Source organism: Serratia sp. TMDUHS_CL (assembly GCF_037137105.1).
GTDB lineage: Bacteria > Pseudomonadota > Gammaproteobacteria > Enterobacterales > Enterobacteriaceae > Serratia > Serratia nevei.
On record NZ_JBBBDV010000013.1, the window covers coordinates 97804 to 112499 of the forward strand.

The window sequence follows — 14696 nt, forward strand, 5'->3', positions numbered from 1 at the left end:
GGCGATAATAGCGAAAAAGCCCACAACTTCGGTTGCGGGCTTTTTTGTTTTTGTCGTATTTCGAAGGCTCGCCCCACGGCCCGGGCTGTTCCGGGCCGATGCAGGCTAGTGATCCAAATAAAGGTAATGCAGCCAGCTGGTCATACGCAGCAGCACTTTGCGCATCACGGAGACGTGCTCGAAGTGCCCGGTATAGACCGCCGCCTGAGCGCTCACGCCGTCGGGTAGATGATCCAGATCCGGATTGGCCGCCAGGTCAATCATCACGTACACCCCTTCCCGGCCCGGCGTGGCGCTCAGGCCCTGCAGTGCGCCGCTGGCCTGGTAGCTGCCGTCCGGTATCGCCGGCAACACCCGGCTTACGGTGCCGCCATAAACCTGCCCCGGCAAGCCGTTGAACACCACCTCGGCCTGGTCCCCCTGCGCCAAGCGCAGGATGGCGTTCTGGCGGAACACCGCCACCACCTGGCGCTTTTGTTGCGGGATAAAAATCATCACCGGCTTGAAGGGCAGGCGAACCGCCGCCGTGCCCGGCCGCGCCAGCACCTGCGTGACATAACCGTCGCTCGGCGCACGCACCACCGTTTGTTCCAGGTTGTAGCGCGCTTCGGCAATCTGCGATTTCAGGCTGGCTATCGTGGCGTCTTCGCCGTCATAGCGCCCGGACAACCGCGCCTGTTCCTGCTGGAACTGGGCTTTCGCCGCCTGCAGCGCCGCAGACTGCGCCTGATACTGCTGCTGTGCATGGCTGACGTCCTGCTCCGAGAACGGGTTGACTGGCATCGCCGCCCCTTTCGCATAGCGCTGGTAGTCCTTACGGGCGCGCTCATACTCCGCATTAGCCCGCTGCACGTTGGCGGCGGACTCGCTGAGCGCCGCCCGACGCGTTCTGATCTCCGCCTCTGCCCCGGCCAGATCCGCCTCCAGCCTGGTGAGCCGCGCACGGTAGCGGCTGTCGTCGAGACGGAACAGCACCTCGCCTTTGCGCAGCAGCACGTTGGTTTTCTCCGTCACCTCTACGATTATGCCCGAGACCTGCGGCACCATCGGCACAGAAACGGCAATTTTCTGTGCCCGATCGCTGTACGGATGGTTGTAGTTCATCGTCAGAATCAAGGCGCCGACGATAACGATCCCGCCGAGCACGGCGGTCGGCACGGTCCATTTATTAACCGGAATGCGGAACAGTTTAAATACGCCGTAGCTCAGCGCCACGTAGCTGAAAATAATGAGCAAATCCATAGGGTACGCTCAACTTACCGTAGGGCCAGAAACCGCCGTCGGCTTTTCCTGCAGGCGTTGCAATTCGGCTTCGAGCAGCGCAATGCGCGCCTGCAGGTCCGTTGAAGGTTCTGCCTTCTCACTCATGCCCCAACCGCGTTCCGGCCGATAGAGTGTGGCCCAGATCCACAGCAGTGGCCAAATGGCGTGCAGCGTAAACAGGCTGACCCAGCCGGCGACGTGAATCGCATCTTGATGCGGATGCTGGCGCTTTTTGGCCAGCAAATAGGGAATGTCATGAATAATAATGACGCCGTAGAATAAAATCAGGAATACCGCAATCAGTACGCCTAAAGCAAAATAATTAAGAAACATGTAAAGCCCTGGTTGGTCATAGCGGAAATAAACGAGGTTTATAGCGTGTTATATTGTCTAATGTCGTTGGCGATGGTATCGATGGCATTCTTCACGTCGGTGACTTTAAGCTGCGCTTTCTCGTTATTGAGATTTTCCCCTGAAGCCTTGCGCACCACTTTAATGACCGGCTGATTAGTCGCCGCATCGATAAACTCGCCTTCCATATAGACCGCACTCTCCATGGTGCGGTGCCCGGTCACGCTTTGTGTCGCGGCGATCAGCAGGGTGATCGGCAAGACTTCATAGATCTGCAGCCCTTTCTTCTGCGTGTCGATCGCCGTGATGGCACCGCGGAAAATCAGGGTATGCTCGCGCGGCATGTCCACCAGCGTAAAGTGGGTGCCCATCGCCTGCTTAAACTGCTGGTTGGTGTAATTCAGGATATTGTCGAGTGCGCGCTGGCTCACCATCTCGCTCGGTTTCGGCCGCGGGAAATAGATCATCGGTTGATAAACCAGATATTGATAACGGGAAAAATCGACGTTCTTATCCTTCCAATATAAAACGTCTTTGCCGGACGCGGATTGACCTTTATTGATATCGTTATAATTGGTCAAAAAGGTCGAGTACTTTTCTTTTTCGGTCACGGCGGAAGAGCACGCGGCCAGTAATAACAGCGCAGGCAAAATAACCGCTCTTGTCACTTTCATTGACGGGTTTCTCTTTATTTTGGTGGATAGCAAATAATCAAATCGAATGATACCCAGCCGTCCGCGATAAGTCATATGACAATGCCGCCAAAGGTGTATATCATTTTTGATATACAAACTCACAAGAGCCGGCCAGTGAAAGAGAAAGACTTCCGCATTGAAGAACTCAGGATTGTCCGCATCATTGCCGAAACGGCGAGCGTCAGCAAAGCGGCGCAGCGGTTGGATATGCAGCAGTCTAACGTGTCGCGCGCCCTCACCGCGCTGGAACGGCGGCTCGGGCTGGAACTGTTCCTGCGCGGCCCGCGTACCCTGGCGCTGACCGAATTCGGCGAGCAATTCTTGCGGCGCGCCTCGCAGTTGCTGGACGAACACAGCGATCTGCTCGATATGTCCGGCACCTATAAACGCAGCCTGAGCGGCATGGTCACGCTCGGCGCGCCGATCGGCATCCACGCTTTCCTGGCCCGTTATTTACTGCCGCCGCTGCTGCACGCTGCGCCGGCGTTGACTGTCGATCTGGTGACCCGCAACCCCGACGAACGCGAGAAAAAGTACGGCGCAGTATTCGACAGCGACTGCGATTTGCTGATCAGCTTTTTCCAGCCGCAAAACGAAAGCCTGATCGCCAGGCCCTTCACCCGCTTTCGCGTCGGGCTGTTCGCCGCACCGGATTACATTGCCCGCTCGCCGCTGACAGCGCTGGATGAACTGCCGCAGCATCGCTGCATCGCCTTGCGCATGCTGGGCGGCATCCGCAATACCTGGAGCGGCTACAATGCGCAGGGGGAATTGGTACAGATCGAGATCGGCGGCGCCAGCGTTTGCGATAACATTTTGCCGGCGATCGAGCTGGCCAAACAGGGCCTGGGCATCGTCTACGCCCCGTACTATTCCGTCGCCGCCGAGCTGGATGCCGGCACCCTACAGCCCTGCCTGGCGCGCGAGCGCGGCATCGATATGCAAGCCTACCTGATTTATCGCCGGCGCGGCGTATTGCCGCACCGCGTGCAGGTGACGATGGACAGCATCATGGAGAGCGTTAAGCTGCACGCCCACCGGCTGATATAACCAAGAAAAACCCCGCTGCAGCGGGGTTGAACGCTTCATGTCGGCGCAAAATACCTCACCGCCCCTCTTTCTCCCCCAGGAAGAAATACCACAGCGGAATGGAAAGCAGCAGGGTGAACACCAGCGTATACAGCAGCACCATCAGGCTCTGCATGATCACCATCTGGGCACTCCAGGCGCCGATCGGCAGTTGGAATTGCTCGACGGTGCCGCCGAGGATCGCTCGGCCCATCACGCAGCCGACCGCCACCGCCACGGTCGCCACCGCCGCGCGGAACTTACGCACCTCAGCGCGGCGGGCGGCCGCTTCCGGCGTTTCGTCCCGGTGGCTTTGCCGTTGGCCGCGCCAGCGCCACACGTCCACCAGCAGCAACGCCGCGAGGCTCACGCCCATCACCGGCAGGCAATACCCCAGTGCGGAAGCCACCAGCAGCGTGACGGCACGCGCCGGCAGGGAAAGCGCCAGCCAGGCGGCAATCAGCGTATGCACCGGATGCTGCGCCCCCGCCGCCGGGCGGCGACTCCACCACATGCGGTAACCCAACGCGACCATCAAGCACAGCCCAAGGCCGAACGCCGCCAGCAGCAGCTGATTCGGCAAGCCGAACAGAATGCCCATGTGGGCGTCGATGCCCCAGCGGGTCAGCTTGGCGATGAGTGGGAAGGTGTCGAACCGCACCTGGTCGACGACGGCGAAGCTTTGCGGCGCGATAGCAACCGCGTCCACCTGCGTTGGCCAGCTGCGATCCACTTCGGTTACCGTCCAGGCCTTGCCCTCGCCTTTCGGCTGGCGCAGCTCAACCTTAGCGGCGTCGATCCCGGCGGCGCGCGCAGCATGCAGCGCCCGATCCCAGTCGCCGTTCAGCGCATTGCTCTGCGCGGCAGGGCCCATCTTCATGCCCGGCATCATCCCGCGGTGCTCGGCGTGCGGATCGGCCGGCGTCTGCGGCGCATCGGCCTGTAGGCTGGTGTTGACCTGCGGCGTCAGCCAGCCCAGGTTGGCCCGCAGCGCGTCGATGTTGCCGCCGGCCCACTGCGACCAGGTCAGCCCGGTAGCCGAGAAGAACAGCAGCCCGGCCAGCAACGCCACGCCCAGCGTGATATGCCAATGGCGGCTGGCGGCGAAGCCCCCTTTTGCCCTTTTCAGCTTGCGCTTCGGCCGCGTCGCCAGCCACAGCGCCACGCCGCCCAGCGCAGCCACCCACAGCCAGGAGGCCGCCAGCTCGCTGTAGTTGCGCCCTAGATCGCCAAGCAGCAGGCTGCTGTGAAGCTTGTCCAGCCAGGTGCGCAGCGGCAGCACGCCGGAGGTGCCGTACACCGTCATATCGCCCTTGATCGCCAGAGTGTAAGGGTCGACAAACAGCGCGCGCGATTCGGAAGCGCCCAGATCGGCGCCCGCGAACTGCACTCGCGTGGTGTCCATTGCGCCGGGTGCCGGGCGCACGGCGTAAATGCGCGCCTCGTCACCCACCGCGCGGCGGGCGGCGGCGATCTGGTCAGCCAGCGATCTCGCCTGCCCGTGCGGTTCGGTGAAAAGCGCATCGCGATACATCGCCTCTTCAAGCTGCGGCGTCAGCACATACAGCGTGCCGGTCAATGCAGCGACCAGAATAAAAGGAGCGACCAGCAGGCCGATATAAAAATGCAGCCGTCTGATCAGGTTCAGCATCGCGCCACGCGGCGATGCGGCAGGTGGAGTTTTGGTTATTGAAGACATGGCCTTTCTCGTTTTTCAAACTGTGCGCGCAGGCAAACCGTCCGCAGCGATACGGAGGCGTTACCCATGATCAAGCAATAGGGAAAAACGGTTGGCCGGGCGGCCCGCGCGGGCTCGGCCGCAGAGTAAGGCGCCGAATGGGCGGAGAAACGATGCGCGGCGCGCAAGGCAGGCGCGCGATGCGCGCCATCAGCCACAGCAGCGGGACGAATGCCCACAGCAGCAGCGGCACGTGGATCAGCAGCTCGCAATAGCCGCAGAAAATCATCTCCGCAGGATCCATGCCGTGGTGGCCGGCATGCTCGGCGGCGGGCATCGCCATCGCGTGCATGTCGTGCGGCATGGCGGCGTCCGGTTGCGCCATGCCGCCCATCATCGGGTGGTGCATCAGCGATTTCGACACCACCGGCGCCACAAACAGCAACAGCACCGCCATAATGGCGATGCAGGCGGTAAAGCGTTGCTGTAGCTGGCGTGGCACTCTCATCGCGGCGGCGAATTAACCCGGTCGGTGGCGAACAAGCGGCCAGTGTAACCCGCGATGCGCGATGAGGTGAAAGAAAAGTCAGATTTGTCTTACGCACCCCCAGCGGCGGCGATCACAGCGCCCGCGAATAGACCCGCGAGGCCTCGCCCCAGGGGTGATACCCGAGCCCGTTATAAACGAAGCCGCTGCGCTCGTAGTAGCCTTCCAGGTCGGTGCACAGGTGCAGCTGCGGGAAGCCCAGTCGGCGGGTTTCCGCCGCCACATGCTCAATCAGTTTGGCGCCGTAGCCCCGGCCGCGCTGCGCTTCCTCTACGTAGAGCGCGCACAGCCAGGGATACAACTCCCCACGGCTGATAAAGTCGTTGGTGATGAGCCCCGCGCAGCCGAGGATCTGGTCATTTTCCATCAGCAGGTACCACTGCGGCAGCGGGTTGGCGGCGCCGAGGCTGCGGTTGATGGCGTCTTCATACATTATCAGCGTCTCTGCCGTGGCCCAGTGCCGCTGAAAATACGCAATGGCGCGCAGCGCCAGTTCGGGCGCTTGCCGCACCGAAATCATGTCCATCGTCATTCCCGTAATTCATGTTGTCAGCGTAGAATTATGCAGCAATATGCACGGTATGGCAGCGGCATTCCACCGCCGTCATTCACTAAGGAGTCATCATGACGCAAAACATCTATGACAATCAGGCCTTTTTCGACGGCTATGCGCAGCTCAGCCGCTCGCAGCACGGCCTGGACGGCGCGCCGGAATGGCCCGCCATCCGCCGTATCCTGCCGGATTTGCAGGGTAAAAGCGTGGTCGATCTCGGCTGCGGCTACGGCTGGTTTTGCCGCAGCGCGCGCGAACAGGGCGCAGCCAGCGTGCTGGGGCTGGACGTCTCGGAAAAAATGCTGGCCAAGGCGCGGGAGATGACCGTCGACGCGGGCATCGAGTACCGTCGGCAGGATTTGGCGCAGCTGCAGCTGCCGCCGGAAAGTTACGATCTGGTCTACAGCTCGCTGACGCTGCACTACCTCGAGGATCTGGCCGCACTGTTCGCCACGGTGTATGCCGCGCTGAAACCCGGCGGGCAGTTCATCTTCACCGCCGAGCACCCGATCTACACCGCCCCGGCGCAACAGGGCTGGCTGACCGACGGCAACGGTCAGAAATCCTGGCCGGTGAACGGCTACCAGCGAGAAGGCCAGCGCGTTTCCAACTGGCTGGCGGAAGGCGTCATCAAGCAGCACCGCACGCTCGGCGGCTATATCAACCCGCTGGCACAGCAAGGGTTTATCATCCGGTATTTGAACGAATGGGGCCCCAGCGCGCAGCAAATTGCCGCTAATCCGGCGCTGGACGAAGAGCAGGAGCGCCCGATGATCTTCATTCTCGCCGCCCGCAAACCCACCTGATTGATCCGCAGTAAACCGTTCACACCACCACAGTTGGGGAGTCCGCCTCCCCCCAACGGCTATTATGCCGGCAACGCCACCCCATGCGCCGCGAAGTGCGTCAACGCCTCGCCCTCCATACGATAGCGCACCCACTCGCTCTGCGGCTGCGCGCCGATGCTGAGGTAGAAATCGATGGCCGGTTGGTTCCAGTCCAGCACGCTCCACTCCAGGCGGCCGCACTGCCGTTCGCACGCCAGTTGGGCGATGTGCCGCAGCAGCTTTTTACCGGCGCCCGCGCCGCGATGCTTCGGCGCCACGTACAGGTCTTCCAGATAGATGCCGTTTTTACCCAGCCAGGTGGAGTAACTCATAAAGAACACCGCATAACCCGCCGGCTCGCCGTTTACCGTACAAATCAGCGCTTCGGAACAGGCGCCCGGCCCAAACAGGCTGCGTTCGATATCTTCCACGCTGGCCAGCACCTGCTCGCGCGCCTTTTCGTACACTGCCAGCTCGATAATCATATCCAGAATCAGTTGGGCGTCGCTTTTTTGCGCCGGGTAAATCTCGATGGTCATGGCAAATCCTGAGTGTGTTGATGACTGTGCTTGCCAGCATATCGCGCCTCAAATACTGTATGAACTGCATTTTCATCAACAGGTAATGAATATCATGCATCTGGATTTGAAGCGTCTCGATCTCAACCTGCTGCTGGTGTTCGAAGCGGTCTATCGGCTGCGGTCGGTGACGCGCGCCGCGGCGGAGCTGGCCCTCAGCGCGTCGGCGCTGAGCCACGCGCTGATCCGGCTGCGCAAGGCGCTGGCGGACGAGCTGTTCTACCGGGTCGGTAACGACATGCACCCGACGGTGTATGCCGACAGCCTGGCCCCGACCGTCAGCGAAAGTCTGGCGCTGCTGGCCAAAGGGCTGCATCCGCGCCCGCGCTTCGTCCCCGCCGAAAGCCGGGAGAGCTTCACCTTCGCCATTACCGATTACACCGCCTTCGCGGTGTTTCCCGCGCTGATGGCGCAGATGCAGCGCCTGGCGCCGGGGCTGTTGTTCCAGCTGCGCTATTCCGAGCGCAAGGTGGCATTGAACGATCTGCTGGCGGGGCGCATCGATTTCGCGCTGGGCTTTACCGAAACCGACGGCGAAAGCTACCCGGAGATCGACGAGGTAAGCTGGCTGGAGGATGAGTATGTGGCGATCTGTTCACCCGCCTTCAGCGCAAAATACGGCGAACTGACGCTGGAAAACTATCTGCGTGCGCGCCATCTGGTGGTGACGCCGTGGAACGAACAGCGCGGCGTCATTGACTACCAGCTCGATAAGCTGGGGCTGCAGCGCGATATCGCCATCCGCACGCCTTCGCTGTTGGGAGCGCCGTTCATCGTCGCCGACAGCGAACTGGTGATGAGCATGCCGCGCTACGCCGCGCAAAAATTGCGGCAGGCGGCGGCGCTGGATATCCACCCCCTGCCGTTTCCGGCGCCGCCGTATCAGATCAAAATCTACCTGCACCGCAAGAACGGCCGACCAGAGGCCTGCCGCTGGTTGCGGCAACAGCTGCAGGCGCTGGCGGCGTTATAACGCGGGTTCGCCGATCGGCAGATACCCCTGCCACAGCGGCCGGGCCGGTTTGCCGTGCGGGTTGGCCCGCAGATGCACGTGGTAGCCCTGCAGCGCCTGCAGCAGCAGGCAGTCGTCCACCTCAGCCAGGTCATCCTTGTGCTGCTGCGCGCTGTCCGTCAGCAGCACCCGTTTGGCTTTGTCCTTCGCCTCGTCGGCGGAACGCGCCACAAACAGGCCGAACTGGTGCAATTCCGCCAGCTCATCGCTGCGGTAGCCGCCCACGTTGACGAAAAACAGCTTCTCTTCACCGGCGAACGGCGCAGGCTCCAGGCTCACGTCGTAACCGTCCGCCCAGTCGATGCGCGCATAGCCGTCGACATGCACCTTGCGCTTATCGCCGAACCACTTTTCACGCAGCAGCGGATACGCCTCTTCCGGCCGATCCGCCGCCGCGAACTGCACGTCGTGCAGCTCAATATTGGCGCCCGGCGCCGTACCGCCCACATAAAACATCAATAATCCCGGCATGTTATTCTGCTCTCCTTGGTGATAATCGCTATATAAAATAATACATAACGAAACTCGTGCCAACGGCAGCGCCATTCTGTGTTATCAATAGGTGAGGTTTAATCTGTTGTGGAGGAACGCATGGCATTCAATATCGGTGATTTTGTTCAACGCACCACCGGCGGCCCAAAGATGACCGTGGTGGCGATCGACGGTGAAACCCTGGTTTGCAGCTGGAATGAACTGGGCAAAGAGCAGCGCACGGAGGTGCAGGCCAGCGATGTGGCGCTGTACCACGAAGACGGCGATTTCGGCGTCTGCTGAATAACCGGGGCGCACCGCGCCCCGTTATCGCCTCAGGCGCGAATGTCCTGATAGGCCGGCGTGGTATCAAACTCATGCTTGGCGAACGGGCATAGCGGAATGATTTTACGCTGCTCCGCGCGCATCTTCTCCACCACCAGCGCCACCAGCTTTTTGCCGACGCCCTGCCCCTTCAATGACTCATCCACCCAGGTGTGATCGATAATGGTCAGCTTGTCGCCGCTCGGCACGAAAGAGATCTCGGCGATCGGCTTGCCCTGCTCGTCATTGATATAAAAACGCTTGTCGTCTGCCAGTATTTTATGTTCCATATTATTTCTCCCTATATTTCAGTGCGCCGCTGGGGCAGGTGTCGATAACGCGTTTCACCTCCGCCGCGTCGGCATTGTCCGGCATAATCCACGGGCGGCGGTTCAGGGTAAAAATAGCCGCGTTGCCACGCACGCAGTTGGCGGAATGGCGGCATATCGCGCTGTTAAAATAAACGTCAATCTTGTCGCCGGAATAACGGCGGTAACCGGCGGCGGTCAATTCCTCGTCCATTTTTGCCTCACATTGCCTGTTTTATTGTTTTTGCTCCAGGCTCAAGTATAGGCAATGCCGCCGGCTTCACCACGCGTCTCGCTCACCGAAAAAAGTGGCGCAACCGCCCGCCGCCGCTAGAAAAAAACGTAAATTGTTCTAATCTTTATTCAGTAAGACAATATCATTCCGACAGTGGCTAAGGAGTTCGAAATGGGTGATAGCTCAAAAGACGGCGTAATTCTGCTGTCCCGCATATTACTGATGGTTCTGTTTATCATTTTCGGCTGGATGAAACTGGTCAACTTCGGTGCGACCGTCACGGCGATGGAAGGCTACGGCACGCCGATGCCTTATTTGGCGGCGATCGTTGCCGTGGTGGTGGAGTTTATTTTCGGCATCGCGCTTATTCTCGGTCTGTTTACTCGCCCTATCGCGGTCATCTTCGCTCTGTATGTGTTGGGCACCGCGTTTATCGGCCATCCGTTCTGGAAAATGACCGGCATGGAAATGATGGGCAATGAAATCAACTTCTTTAAAAACATCAGCATCATTGGCGGCTTACTGTTGCTGGCGGTAACCGGCGCCGGCCGTTATTCGCTGGACTATAAAATATTTAATAAATAATTCATCGATACGTCAATGGCAGCTCCTGCTGCCATTGACGTTCCGCCCTTTTCCGCTACCTATCAGACGTTGTCTCGCTTACACCTCTGCCGCCATGGGCAATTCGGGCATTTGTACGCGCAGATCGATATGACGTCCCTCAGGAATGTCGATAGGCTGACCATCCACATACCCTTCTTTAATATTCCGCGCGAAAACAGGAACACCGTCGTGGGTACGGTGATAACTGCGAATGATGATATCGCCATTGGTTTCAACCTGATAATCAACCCAAATCAATGCTTGCTTGTTACTGTCTAATGGGATTTCAATCCCACCGTTTATCCCCCCCCAAATTGGGTCGGCATTGAATCCGAGCGTCCCTGCCATGCGGTAAACCCCTTCGCTGAGCCTCTCCGTTTTTACCCCCAGAACGTCTTCATTGAATACGCTGCGGCCATCACCAAAGAGCTTGACTACCGGGGAGGCGGGTTTGAGATATCCATTGGTGTCCGTGATCGTGGAGGCCTCTGTCCAAACCTTGAACCACTTGCTCCACTCGGTACCATTCCAGGTACGCAAAAACATCTTCCCACTCTGGTTTCCCGACACCCCATAACCGTAACAAGTTTGCGCCGCGCGATAATTTTCTTTGGTGTCTTCTTGACCGGCTTTCCAGCCATACACATCCAGAAAATACGTCCCGACATCTTTGAACGGATTCCCCAAAGGATCCGTTCCTACCATTCCTCTGCGCGAGAAGTATCGATCATTAAAATCCAGTTTTCTCGCTGCCGTGACACCATAGGTCAATCCCCAATCTTTCAGGTTGGAAATATCCGATACCGTAGGCAAACAGGTATCACCGAAGGTTCGCCCCCAGCTGATTTTCCCCGCCGATACCGAGTTGGATACACCGGTAAAGAGTGCTCCCGATGAGCCCACAGCCATATACCCTGTTGTTGGGCCACCATCGATCGGCAGCGAGACACAGCCAAAAATGTTGTTGGGAAGTGGAGCATTGTCAGAGGCCGGCGTCACTCGATACATGTTGTAAATTCGTTGAAAAGCATCATCTTTATGCTGGGCACCTGCTCCCAGACCAAACTCCCCTTTTGAAATCAACCGGCTGTCGAGATAATCACGATCGACGACAGTTGCATCGGTCAAGTTCGCAATCACTTTTTTACCCAGAGGGCTCTCAGGTATAACGCTATCTTTGGTGGCGACATGATTCCAGTTATCGACCATAGCCATATCTACGCTAGAAATCTCATAGAAACACTGATTGATAAAGCTACCAAGATTGACATGTACCTCATACATATTCGCCGTTCGCTCAATCAAACAAACGTCAATGACCGCCGCACGCTCTTGCAGTGCGTTCCAACATGTCACCCCCGCTCGTCCAGCTGCGTTGACAGTCGAAACTTGCCCATCACCGGTACGTATAACAATACTCGCCATCGCATTATGGATCCAAGCTCCGTTATAACCTGGTCCGCCGGTAACATCGATCTTTAGCGTACTTCCACCTTGCGTAAATTTGCTGATTTCACCAAGCAAATACCACCCTGGGTTCTTTGCCGTACCAGGCATCTTCCAACGAGTGTTATTAATGACTTTTTTAACCGTGACATCCATGCTATCGAGCACTTTCCTATATCCCGGCAAGATAATGCGTTGCCCATCGTCTTTTTCTATGGTGACATCACCTGATGAAGTCAATAAATTCATCAAATCATTGCGGCTTCCTTGAAAGTAAGTTAGCAAAGCCGACAATCTTGCGGAAAACTGGCTGATATCACCTTCATAAGTAGTGATAATCGCGTAATCTTGCCCAGTGGCCGTCGAGCCTGCATAAGGCGAACTTAATACAAAGAGATTGTTGTTACTTACAGATTTAATCTCATAAAGTTGATTGTCTGGAGCCAGCAAAATCGTCCCAGGCATCACGCCATTTTTTGCGTCAGCCCATTGCGTCCCCACCCCTGCGACGGATGTCCCATTGCTGACAACATTAATTTTTCCCGTTCTGTACCACATGCTTAAATTCCTTGATATGCAATTGCATCATGATTAAAAGGCAGGCGTGCCAATGCCTGCCGTTAATGACATATTTATAATTAGCAACTCACGAAAGAGAGAAATAAATAGTCGATTCTAATTACTGCAAAGGTCCAACGTTGGCATCATCTGCATCGGCAAGATCAATATCGCGAAAATCTGCCGCATGTTTTTCCTTCTCATCAACTTCCTGATTCTGAAGGACATCCAGTCGTAGATCGATCCAGCGCCCCGCCGGAATATCCATAGGCTCACCGGCAATAACCATCGCCGTATCTGCATCGAATCGCCGTTTACTGACTCTGACCGTGACGACGCCATCGTCGTCAGTCTCCGTCTCTACGAAGCACAAACGGTTGCCGTTGCCATCTTGAGGTATTTCAAACGTCCACCCCTCCTTTGCGAAGCCACGAGCACCGGTGAGGCGATAAACGCCAGTCGTGAGCTTTTCTGCAGTGACTCCCGCCGCCTCGGGATTGATCGCCGCTACGCCGGCAAGCATAAAGCCGGCTAAAAAATCACTGTTCATGCGCTGCGGATCGCTGGACAATCGAGCAATCGGCGAAGCTTTCTTGATAAAGCCGTTGCCATCTACCGTCGTCGTCGCTTCTGTCCAGTCCTTAATCCATCCAGTCCATTTCGTACCGTTCCACACCCGGGTAAAAACCTTGCCGCTTTCAGAACCAAGGCTGCCATAACCGGAAACCACCTGCCGCGTGCGAAGCGAACCGGGCTCCGCTCCGCCATCCACTTTCCAGCTTTCAACTTTAATAAACGCGGCGCCCCCCCCCAATTCCGCCGGTCGATTAATAGCGTCATTAATCACCATCAACGGACTGGACTGGTATAGCGAATCTAAATTAAGCCGAGCTGCAGCGGTGACTGCACCCGTCAATCCGTAATCTTTGCCATTTCTCAACTCCGAAACGGCAGGAGCATAGAGATCGGTAAACACGCGCTGCCAGAATATTTTTCCTTTATTTTCCCCATAGTTGCTTCCTTGCCCTACCCAGGCATGCCGCTGCCCGCTCACCGCCAAATAAGCCGCCGATGGGCTGCCATCCAGCGGCAGGGAAACCACCGCTACGTTACCCGCACCACCTGGATAGTTAGCCGAGTCTTGGTTTATCCGATAAAAACGGTTGAGCATTTCAAACGCATCATCTTTGTGCACAGAAGTGCCGCCAATCCCGGTACCATCGCCAGCCCAAATGCACTTCTGCAGATCTATTTTCTTGTTTGCCAAACTCTCGACATACTGCGCATAGATTCCCACGTTCATATTGCTGGCAGGAAGGTCGCCCTCGAAACGAGTCCCTTTGTTGACCCAACGGCTCAGCATGGTCGAAAGTGACCCTCCTTGCACCGTATAGTAGTTGGAGGCCATGAAACTGCCCAGAGTCACATAAACATCGTAATTATTTGCCGATGTTTCTACTAAAGAAAGAGCTTTAATAATAACTTCATTACCTGAGTGAACCACTCTAGCTGAAATGCGCCCACGTGAATTAACAACGTTATTCTGCGTCCCCGTTCTGATAATAACCTGTGCTCCAGTGTTATTGTAAACCTGGCCATTAAATCCCGCCCCACCAACGATATCTATACTCACCGTTGCGCCATTTTGCGGGAAGTTCACCAGCGTCCCCCACAAATAAGTGACATCTGCCGTTGTTGTCACCGGCATCGCAAAGCGTAAACGATCGATGGAAACAAGCGCCTTGTCTTGCATATCCGCCATCAATTTGCTGTACGAAGGTACAGTGATCAACGAACCATCTTCTTTGGTTAATTTAACGTCGCCGGTACCAGTCAAGACATCGATCAACTCACTACGACTCCCCTGAAAATAGGTTAGCAAGGCGCTGAATCGAGCAGAGAACTGACTGATATCGCCTTCGTAAGTCGTAATGATGGCATAGGGTTGCCCATTGGCCGTCTCACCCGAATAACTACTGTTCAAGGTCAATGAAGCATTGCTGTTAACGCTCTTGATTTCATAGAGCTTATTATCTGGTGCCAGCAACATCATCCCCGGCATCACGCCGTACTTTGCATCTCCCCATTGTGTGCCGGTCGCAGAAACAGAGGCGCTATTAGCGACAACATTAATTTTACCCGCTTTATACCACATACTTATTTCTCCATGTTTCTA

General features: G+C 57.1%; 17 protein-coding genes. 5 read left to right on the plus strand and 12 right to left on the minus strand.

Going from position 1 to position 14696, the window contains the following annotated elements; translation table 11 throughout:
- Positions 1-105: 105 nt before the first annotated feature.
- From WCL58_RS20860 to WCL58_RS20870, 3 genes are read right to left on the minus strand one after another with little or no spacing between them, the layout of a single operon-like run.
- Positions 106-1242, minus strand: coding sequence for an HlyD family secretion protein (locus WCL58_RS20860; protein ID WP_336851550.1), 1137 nt, complete (start codon positions 1240-1242; stop codon positions 106-108).
- Between the two features lie 9 nt (positions 1243-1251).
- Entirely contained in the window at positions 1252-1596 is a 345-nt protein-coding gene (locus WCL58_RS20865; RefSeq protein ID WP_046687688.1) for a DUF3302 domain-containing protein, read from the minus strand.
- 38 nt (positions 1597-1634) lie between these two features.
- Complete coding sequence (locus WCL58_RS20870; protein ID WP_041036393.1) at positions 1635-2288, minus strand: DUF3313 domain-containing protein; 654 nt, start codon at positions 2286-2288, stop codon at positions 1635-1637.
- A gap of 135 nt (positions 2289-2423) precedes the next feature.
- Between WCL58_RS20870 and WCL58_RS20875 the strand changes: the two genes are divergently transcribed.
- Complete coding sequence (locus WCL58_RS20875; protein ID WP_336851551.1) at positions 2424-3359, plus strand: LysR family transcriptional regulator; 936 nt, start codon at positions 2424-2426, stop codon at positions 3357-3359.
- Positions 3360-3414: 55 nt separating this feature from the next.
- On the opposite strand, the gene WCL58_RS20880 is transcribed toward WCL58_RS20875, so the two are convergent.
- From WCL58_RS20880 to WCL58_RS20890, 3 genes are all read right to left on the minus strand, one after another.
- Positions 3415-5076, minus strand: coding sequence for a DUF2534 family protein (locus tag WCL58_RS20880; RefSeq protein ID WP_336851552.1), 1662 nt, complete (start codon positions 5074-5076; stop codon positions 3415-3417).
- 70 nt (positions 5077-5146) lie between these two features.
- Positions 5147-5563 carry a DUF2946 domain-containing protein gene (locus WCL58_RS20885; protein ID WP_240295998.1) on the minus strand — a complete coding sequence of 139 codons (417 nt, stop codon included), beginning with the start codon at positions 5561-5563 and terminating at the stop codon, positions 5147-5149.
- Between the two features lie 112 nt (positions 5564-5675).
- Positions 5676-6128: a GNAT family N-acetyltransferase gene (locus tag WCL58_RS20890; protein WP_141959985.1), complete on the minus strand. Its 453-nt coding sequence runs from the start codon at positions 6126-6128 to the stop codon at positions 5676-5678.
- Between the two features lie 98 nt (positions 6129-6226).
- Between WCL58_RS20890 and WCL58_RS20895 the strand changes: the two genes are divergently transcribed.
- Positions 6227-6961 carry a class I SAM-dependent methyltransferase gene (locus tag WCL58_RS20895; protein WP_336851553.1) on the plus strand — a complete coding sequence of 245 codons (735 nt, stop codon included), beginning with the start codon at positions 6227-6229 and terminating at the stop codon, positions 6959-6961.
- 62 nt (positions 6962-7023) lie between these two features.
- Here WCL58_RS20895 and WCL58_RS20900 read toward each other — a convergent pair whose 3' ends face one another.
- Positions 7024-7521: a GNAT family N-acetyltransferase gene (locus WCL58_RS20900; RefSeq protein ID WP_102984247.1), complete on the minus strand. Its 498-nt coding sequence runs from the start codon at positions 7519-7521 to the stop codon at positions 7024-7026.
- An 85-nt stretch (positions 7522-7606) separates the two neighbouring features.
- Here WCL58_RS20900 and WCL58_RS20905 point away from each other — a divergent pair, with 85 nt between their 5' ends.
- Positions 7607-8533 carry a LysR substrate-binding domain-containing protein gene (locus WCL58_RS20905; RefSeq protein WP_336851554.1) on the plus strand — a complete coding sequence of 309 codons (927 nt, stop codon included), beginning with the start codon at positions 7607-7609 and terminating at the stop codon, positions 8531-8533.
- Here WCL58_RS20905 and WCL58_RS20910 read toward each other — a convergent pair.
- Positions 8528-9043 carry a DUF1543 domain-containing protein gene (locus WCL58_RS20910; RefSeq protein ID WP_033649790.1) on the minus strand — a complete coding sequence of 172 codons (516 nt, stop codon included), beginning with the start codon at positions 9041-9043 and terminating at the stop codon, positions 8528-8530. The genes WCL58_RS20905 and WCL58_RS20910 overlap by 6 nt on opposite strands.
- 120 nt (positions 9044-9163) lie before the next feature.
- Between WCL58_RS20910 and WCL58_RS20915 the strand changes: the two genes are divergently transcribed.
- The gene (locus WCL58_RS20915; protein ID WP_025303973.1) at positions 9164-9346 is read left to right on the plus strand and encodes a YodC family protein; all 183 of its coding nucleotides are present in this window, start codon (positions 9164-9166) and stop codon (positions 9344-9346) included.
- A gap of 32 nt (positions 9347-9378) precedes the next feature.
- Here WCL58_RS20915 and WCL58_RS20920 read toward each other — a convergent pair whose 3' ends face one another.
- Positions 9379-9657: a GNAT family N-acetyltransferase gene (locus WCL58_RS20920; protein ID WP_336851555.1), complete on the minus strand. Its 279-nt coding sequence runs from the start codon at positions 9655-9657 to the stop codon at positions 9379-9381.
- Position 9658: 1 nt separating this feature from the next.
- Positions 9659-9889, minus strand: a complete 231-nt coding sequence (locus WCL58_RS20925; protein ID WP_016929825.1) for a (4Fe-4S)-binding protein — start codon at positions 9887-9889, stop codon at positions 9659-9661.
- Between the two features lie 192 nt (positions 9890-10081).
- On the opposite strand from WCL58_RS20925, the gene WCL58_RS20930 reads away from it, so the two are divergent.
- A complete protein-coding gene (locus tag WCL58_RS20930; RefSeq protein WP_016929826.1) occupies positions 10082-10495 on the plus strand; it encodes a DoxX family protein in 414 nt (137 codons plus the stop codon).
- A 78-nt stretch (positions 10496-10573) separates the two neighbouring features.
- Here WCL58_RS20930 and WCL58_RS20935 read toward each other — a convergent pair whose 3' ends face one another.
- Together WCL58_RS20935 and WCL58_RS20940 are read right to left on the minus strand one after the other, a co-directional pair.
- A complete protein-coding gene (locus WCL58_RS20935; RefSeq protein WP_141959995.1) occupies positions 10574-12520 on the minus strand; it encodes a phage tail fiber protein in 1947 nt (648 codons plus the stop codon).
- A gap of 121 nt (positions 12521-12641) precedes the next feature.
- Complete coding sequence (locus WCL58_RS20940) at positions 12642-14675, minus strand: phage tail fiber protein (RefSeq protein WP_019452260.1); 2034 nt, start codon at positions 14673-14675, stop codon at positions 12642-12644.
- Positions 14676-14696 lie beyond the last annotated feature (21 nt).

Bases quoted from the DNA above. Each gene is read 5' to 3' on its own strand.
- WCL58_RS20915 (WP_025303973.1), top strand. From the start codon at position 9,164: ATGGCATTCAATATCGGTGATTTTGTTCAACGCACCACCGGCGGCCCA.
- WCL58_RS20880 (WP_336851552.1), bottom strand. From the start codon at position 5,076: ATGTCTTCAATAACCAAAACTCCACCTGCCGCATCGCCGCGTGGCGCG.
- WCL58_RS20865 (WP_046687688.1), bottom strand. From the start codon at position 1,596: ATGTTTCTTAATTATTTTGCTTTAGGCGTACTGATTGCGGTATTCCTG.
- WCL58_RS20860 (WP_336851550.1), bottom strand. From the start codon at position 1,242: ATGGATTTGCTCATTATTTTCAGCTACGTGGCGCTGAGCTACGGCGTA.
- WCL58_RS20920 (WP_336851555.1), bottom strand. From the start codon at position 9,657: ATGGAACATAAAATACTGGCAGACGACAAGCGTTTTTATATCAATGAC.
- WCL58_RS20940 (WP_019452260.1), bottom strand. From the start codon at position 14,675: ATGTGGTATAAAGCGGGTAAAATTAATGTTGTCGCTAATAGCGCCTCT.
- WCL58_RS20910 (WP_033649790.1), bottom strand. From the start codon at position 9,043: ATGCCGGGATTATTGATGTTTTATGTGGGCGGTACGGCGCCGGGCGCC.
- WCL58_RS20925 (WP_016929825.1), bottom strand. From the start codon at position 9,889: ATGGACGAGGAATTGACCGCCGCCGGTTACCGCCGTTATTCCGGCGAC.
- WCL58_RS20900 (WP_102984247.1), bottom strand. From the start codon at position 7,521: ATGACCATCGAGATTTACCCGGCGCAAAAAAGCGACGCCCAACTGATT.
- WCL58_RS20870 (WP_041036393.1), bottom strand. From the start codon at position 2,288: ATGAAAGTGACAAGAGCGGTTATTTTGCCTGCGCTGTTATTACTGGCC.
- WCL58_RS20895 (WP_336851553.1), top strand. From the start codon at position 6,227: ATGACGCAAAACATCTATGACAATCAGGCCTTTTTCGACGGCTATGCG.
- WCL58_RS20905 (WP_336851554.1), top strand. From the start codon at position 7,607: ATGAATATCATGCATCTGGATTTGAAGCGTCTCGATCTCAACCTGCTG.
- WCL58_RS20930 (WP_016929826.1), top strand. From the start codon at position 10,082: ATGGGTGATAGCTCAAAAGACGGCGTAATTCTGCTGTCCCGCATATTA.
- WCL58_RS20890 (WP_141959985.1), bottom strand. From the start codon at position 6,128: ATGGACATGATTTCGGTGCGGCAAGCGCCCGAACTGGCGCTGCGCGCC.
- WCL58_RS20935 (WP_141959995.1), bottom strand. From the start codon at position 12,520: ATGTGGTACAGAACGGGAAAAATTAATGTTGTCAGCAATGGGACATCC.
- WCL58_RS20885 (WP_240295998.1), bottom strand. From the start codon at position 5,563: ATGAGAGTGCCACGCCAGCTACAGCAACGCTTTACCGCCTGCATCGCC.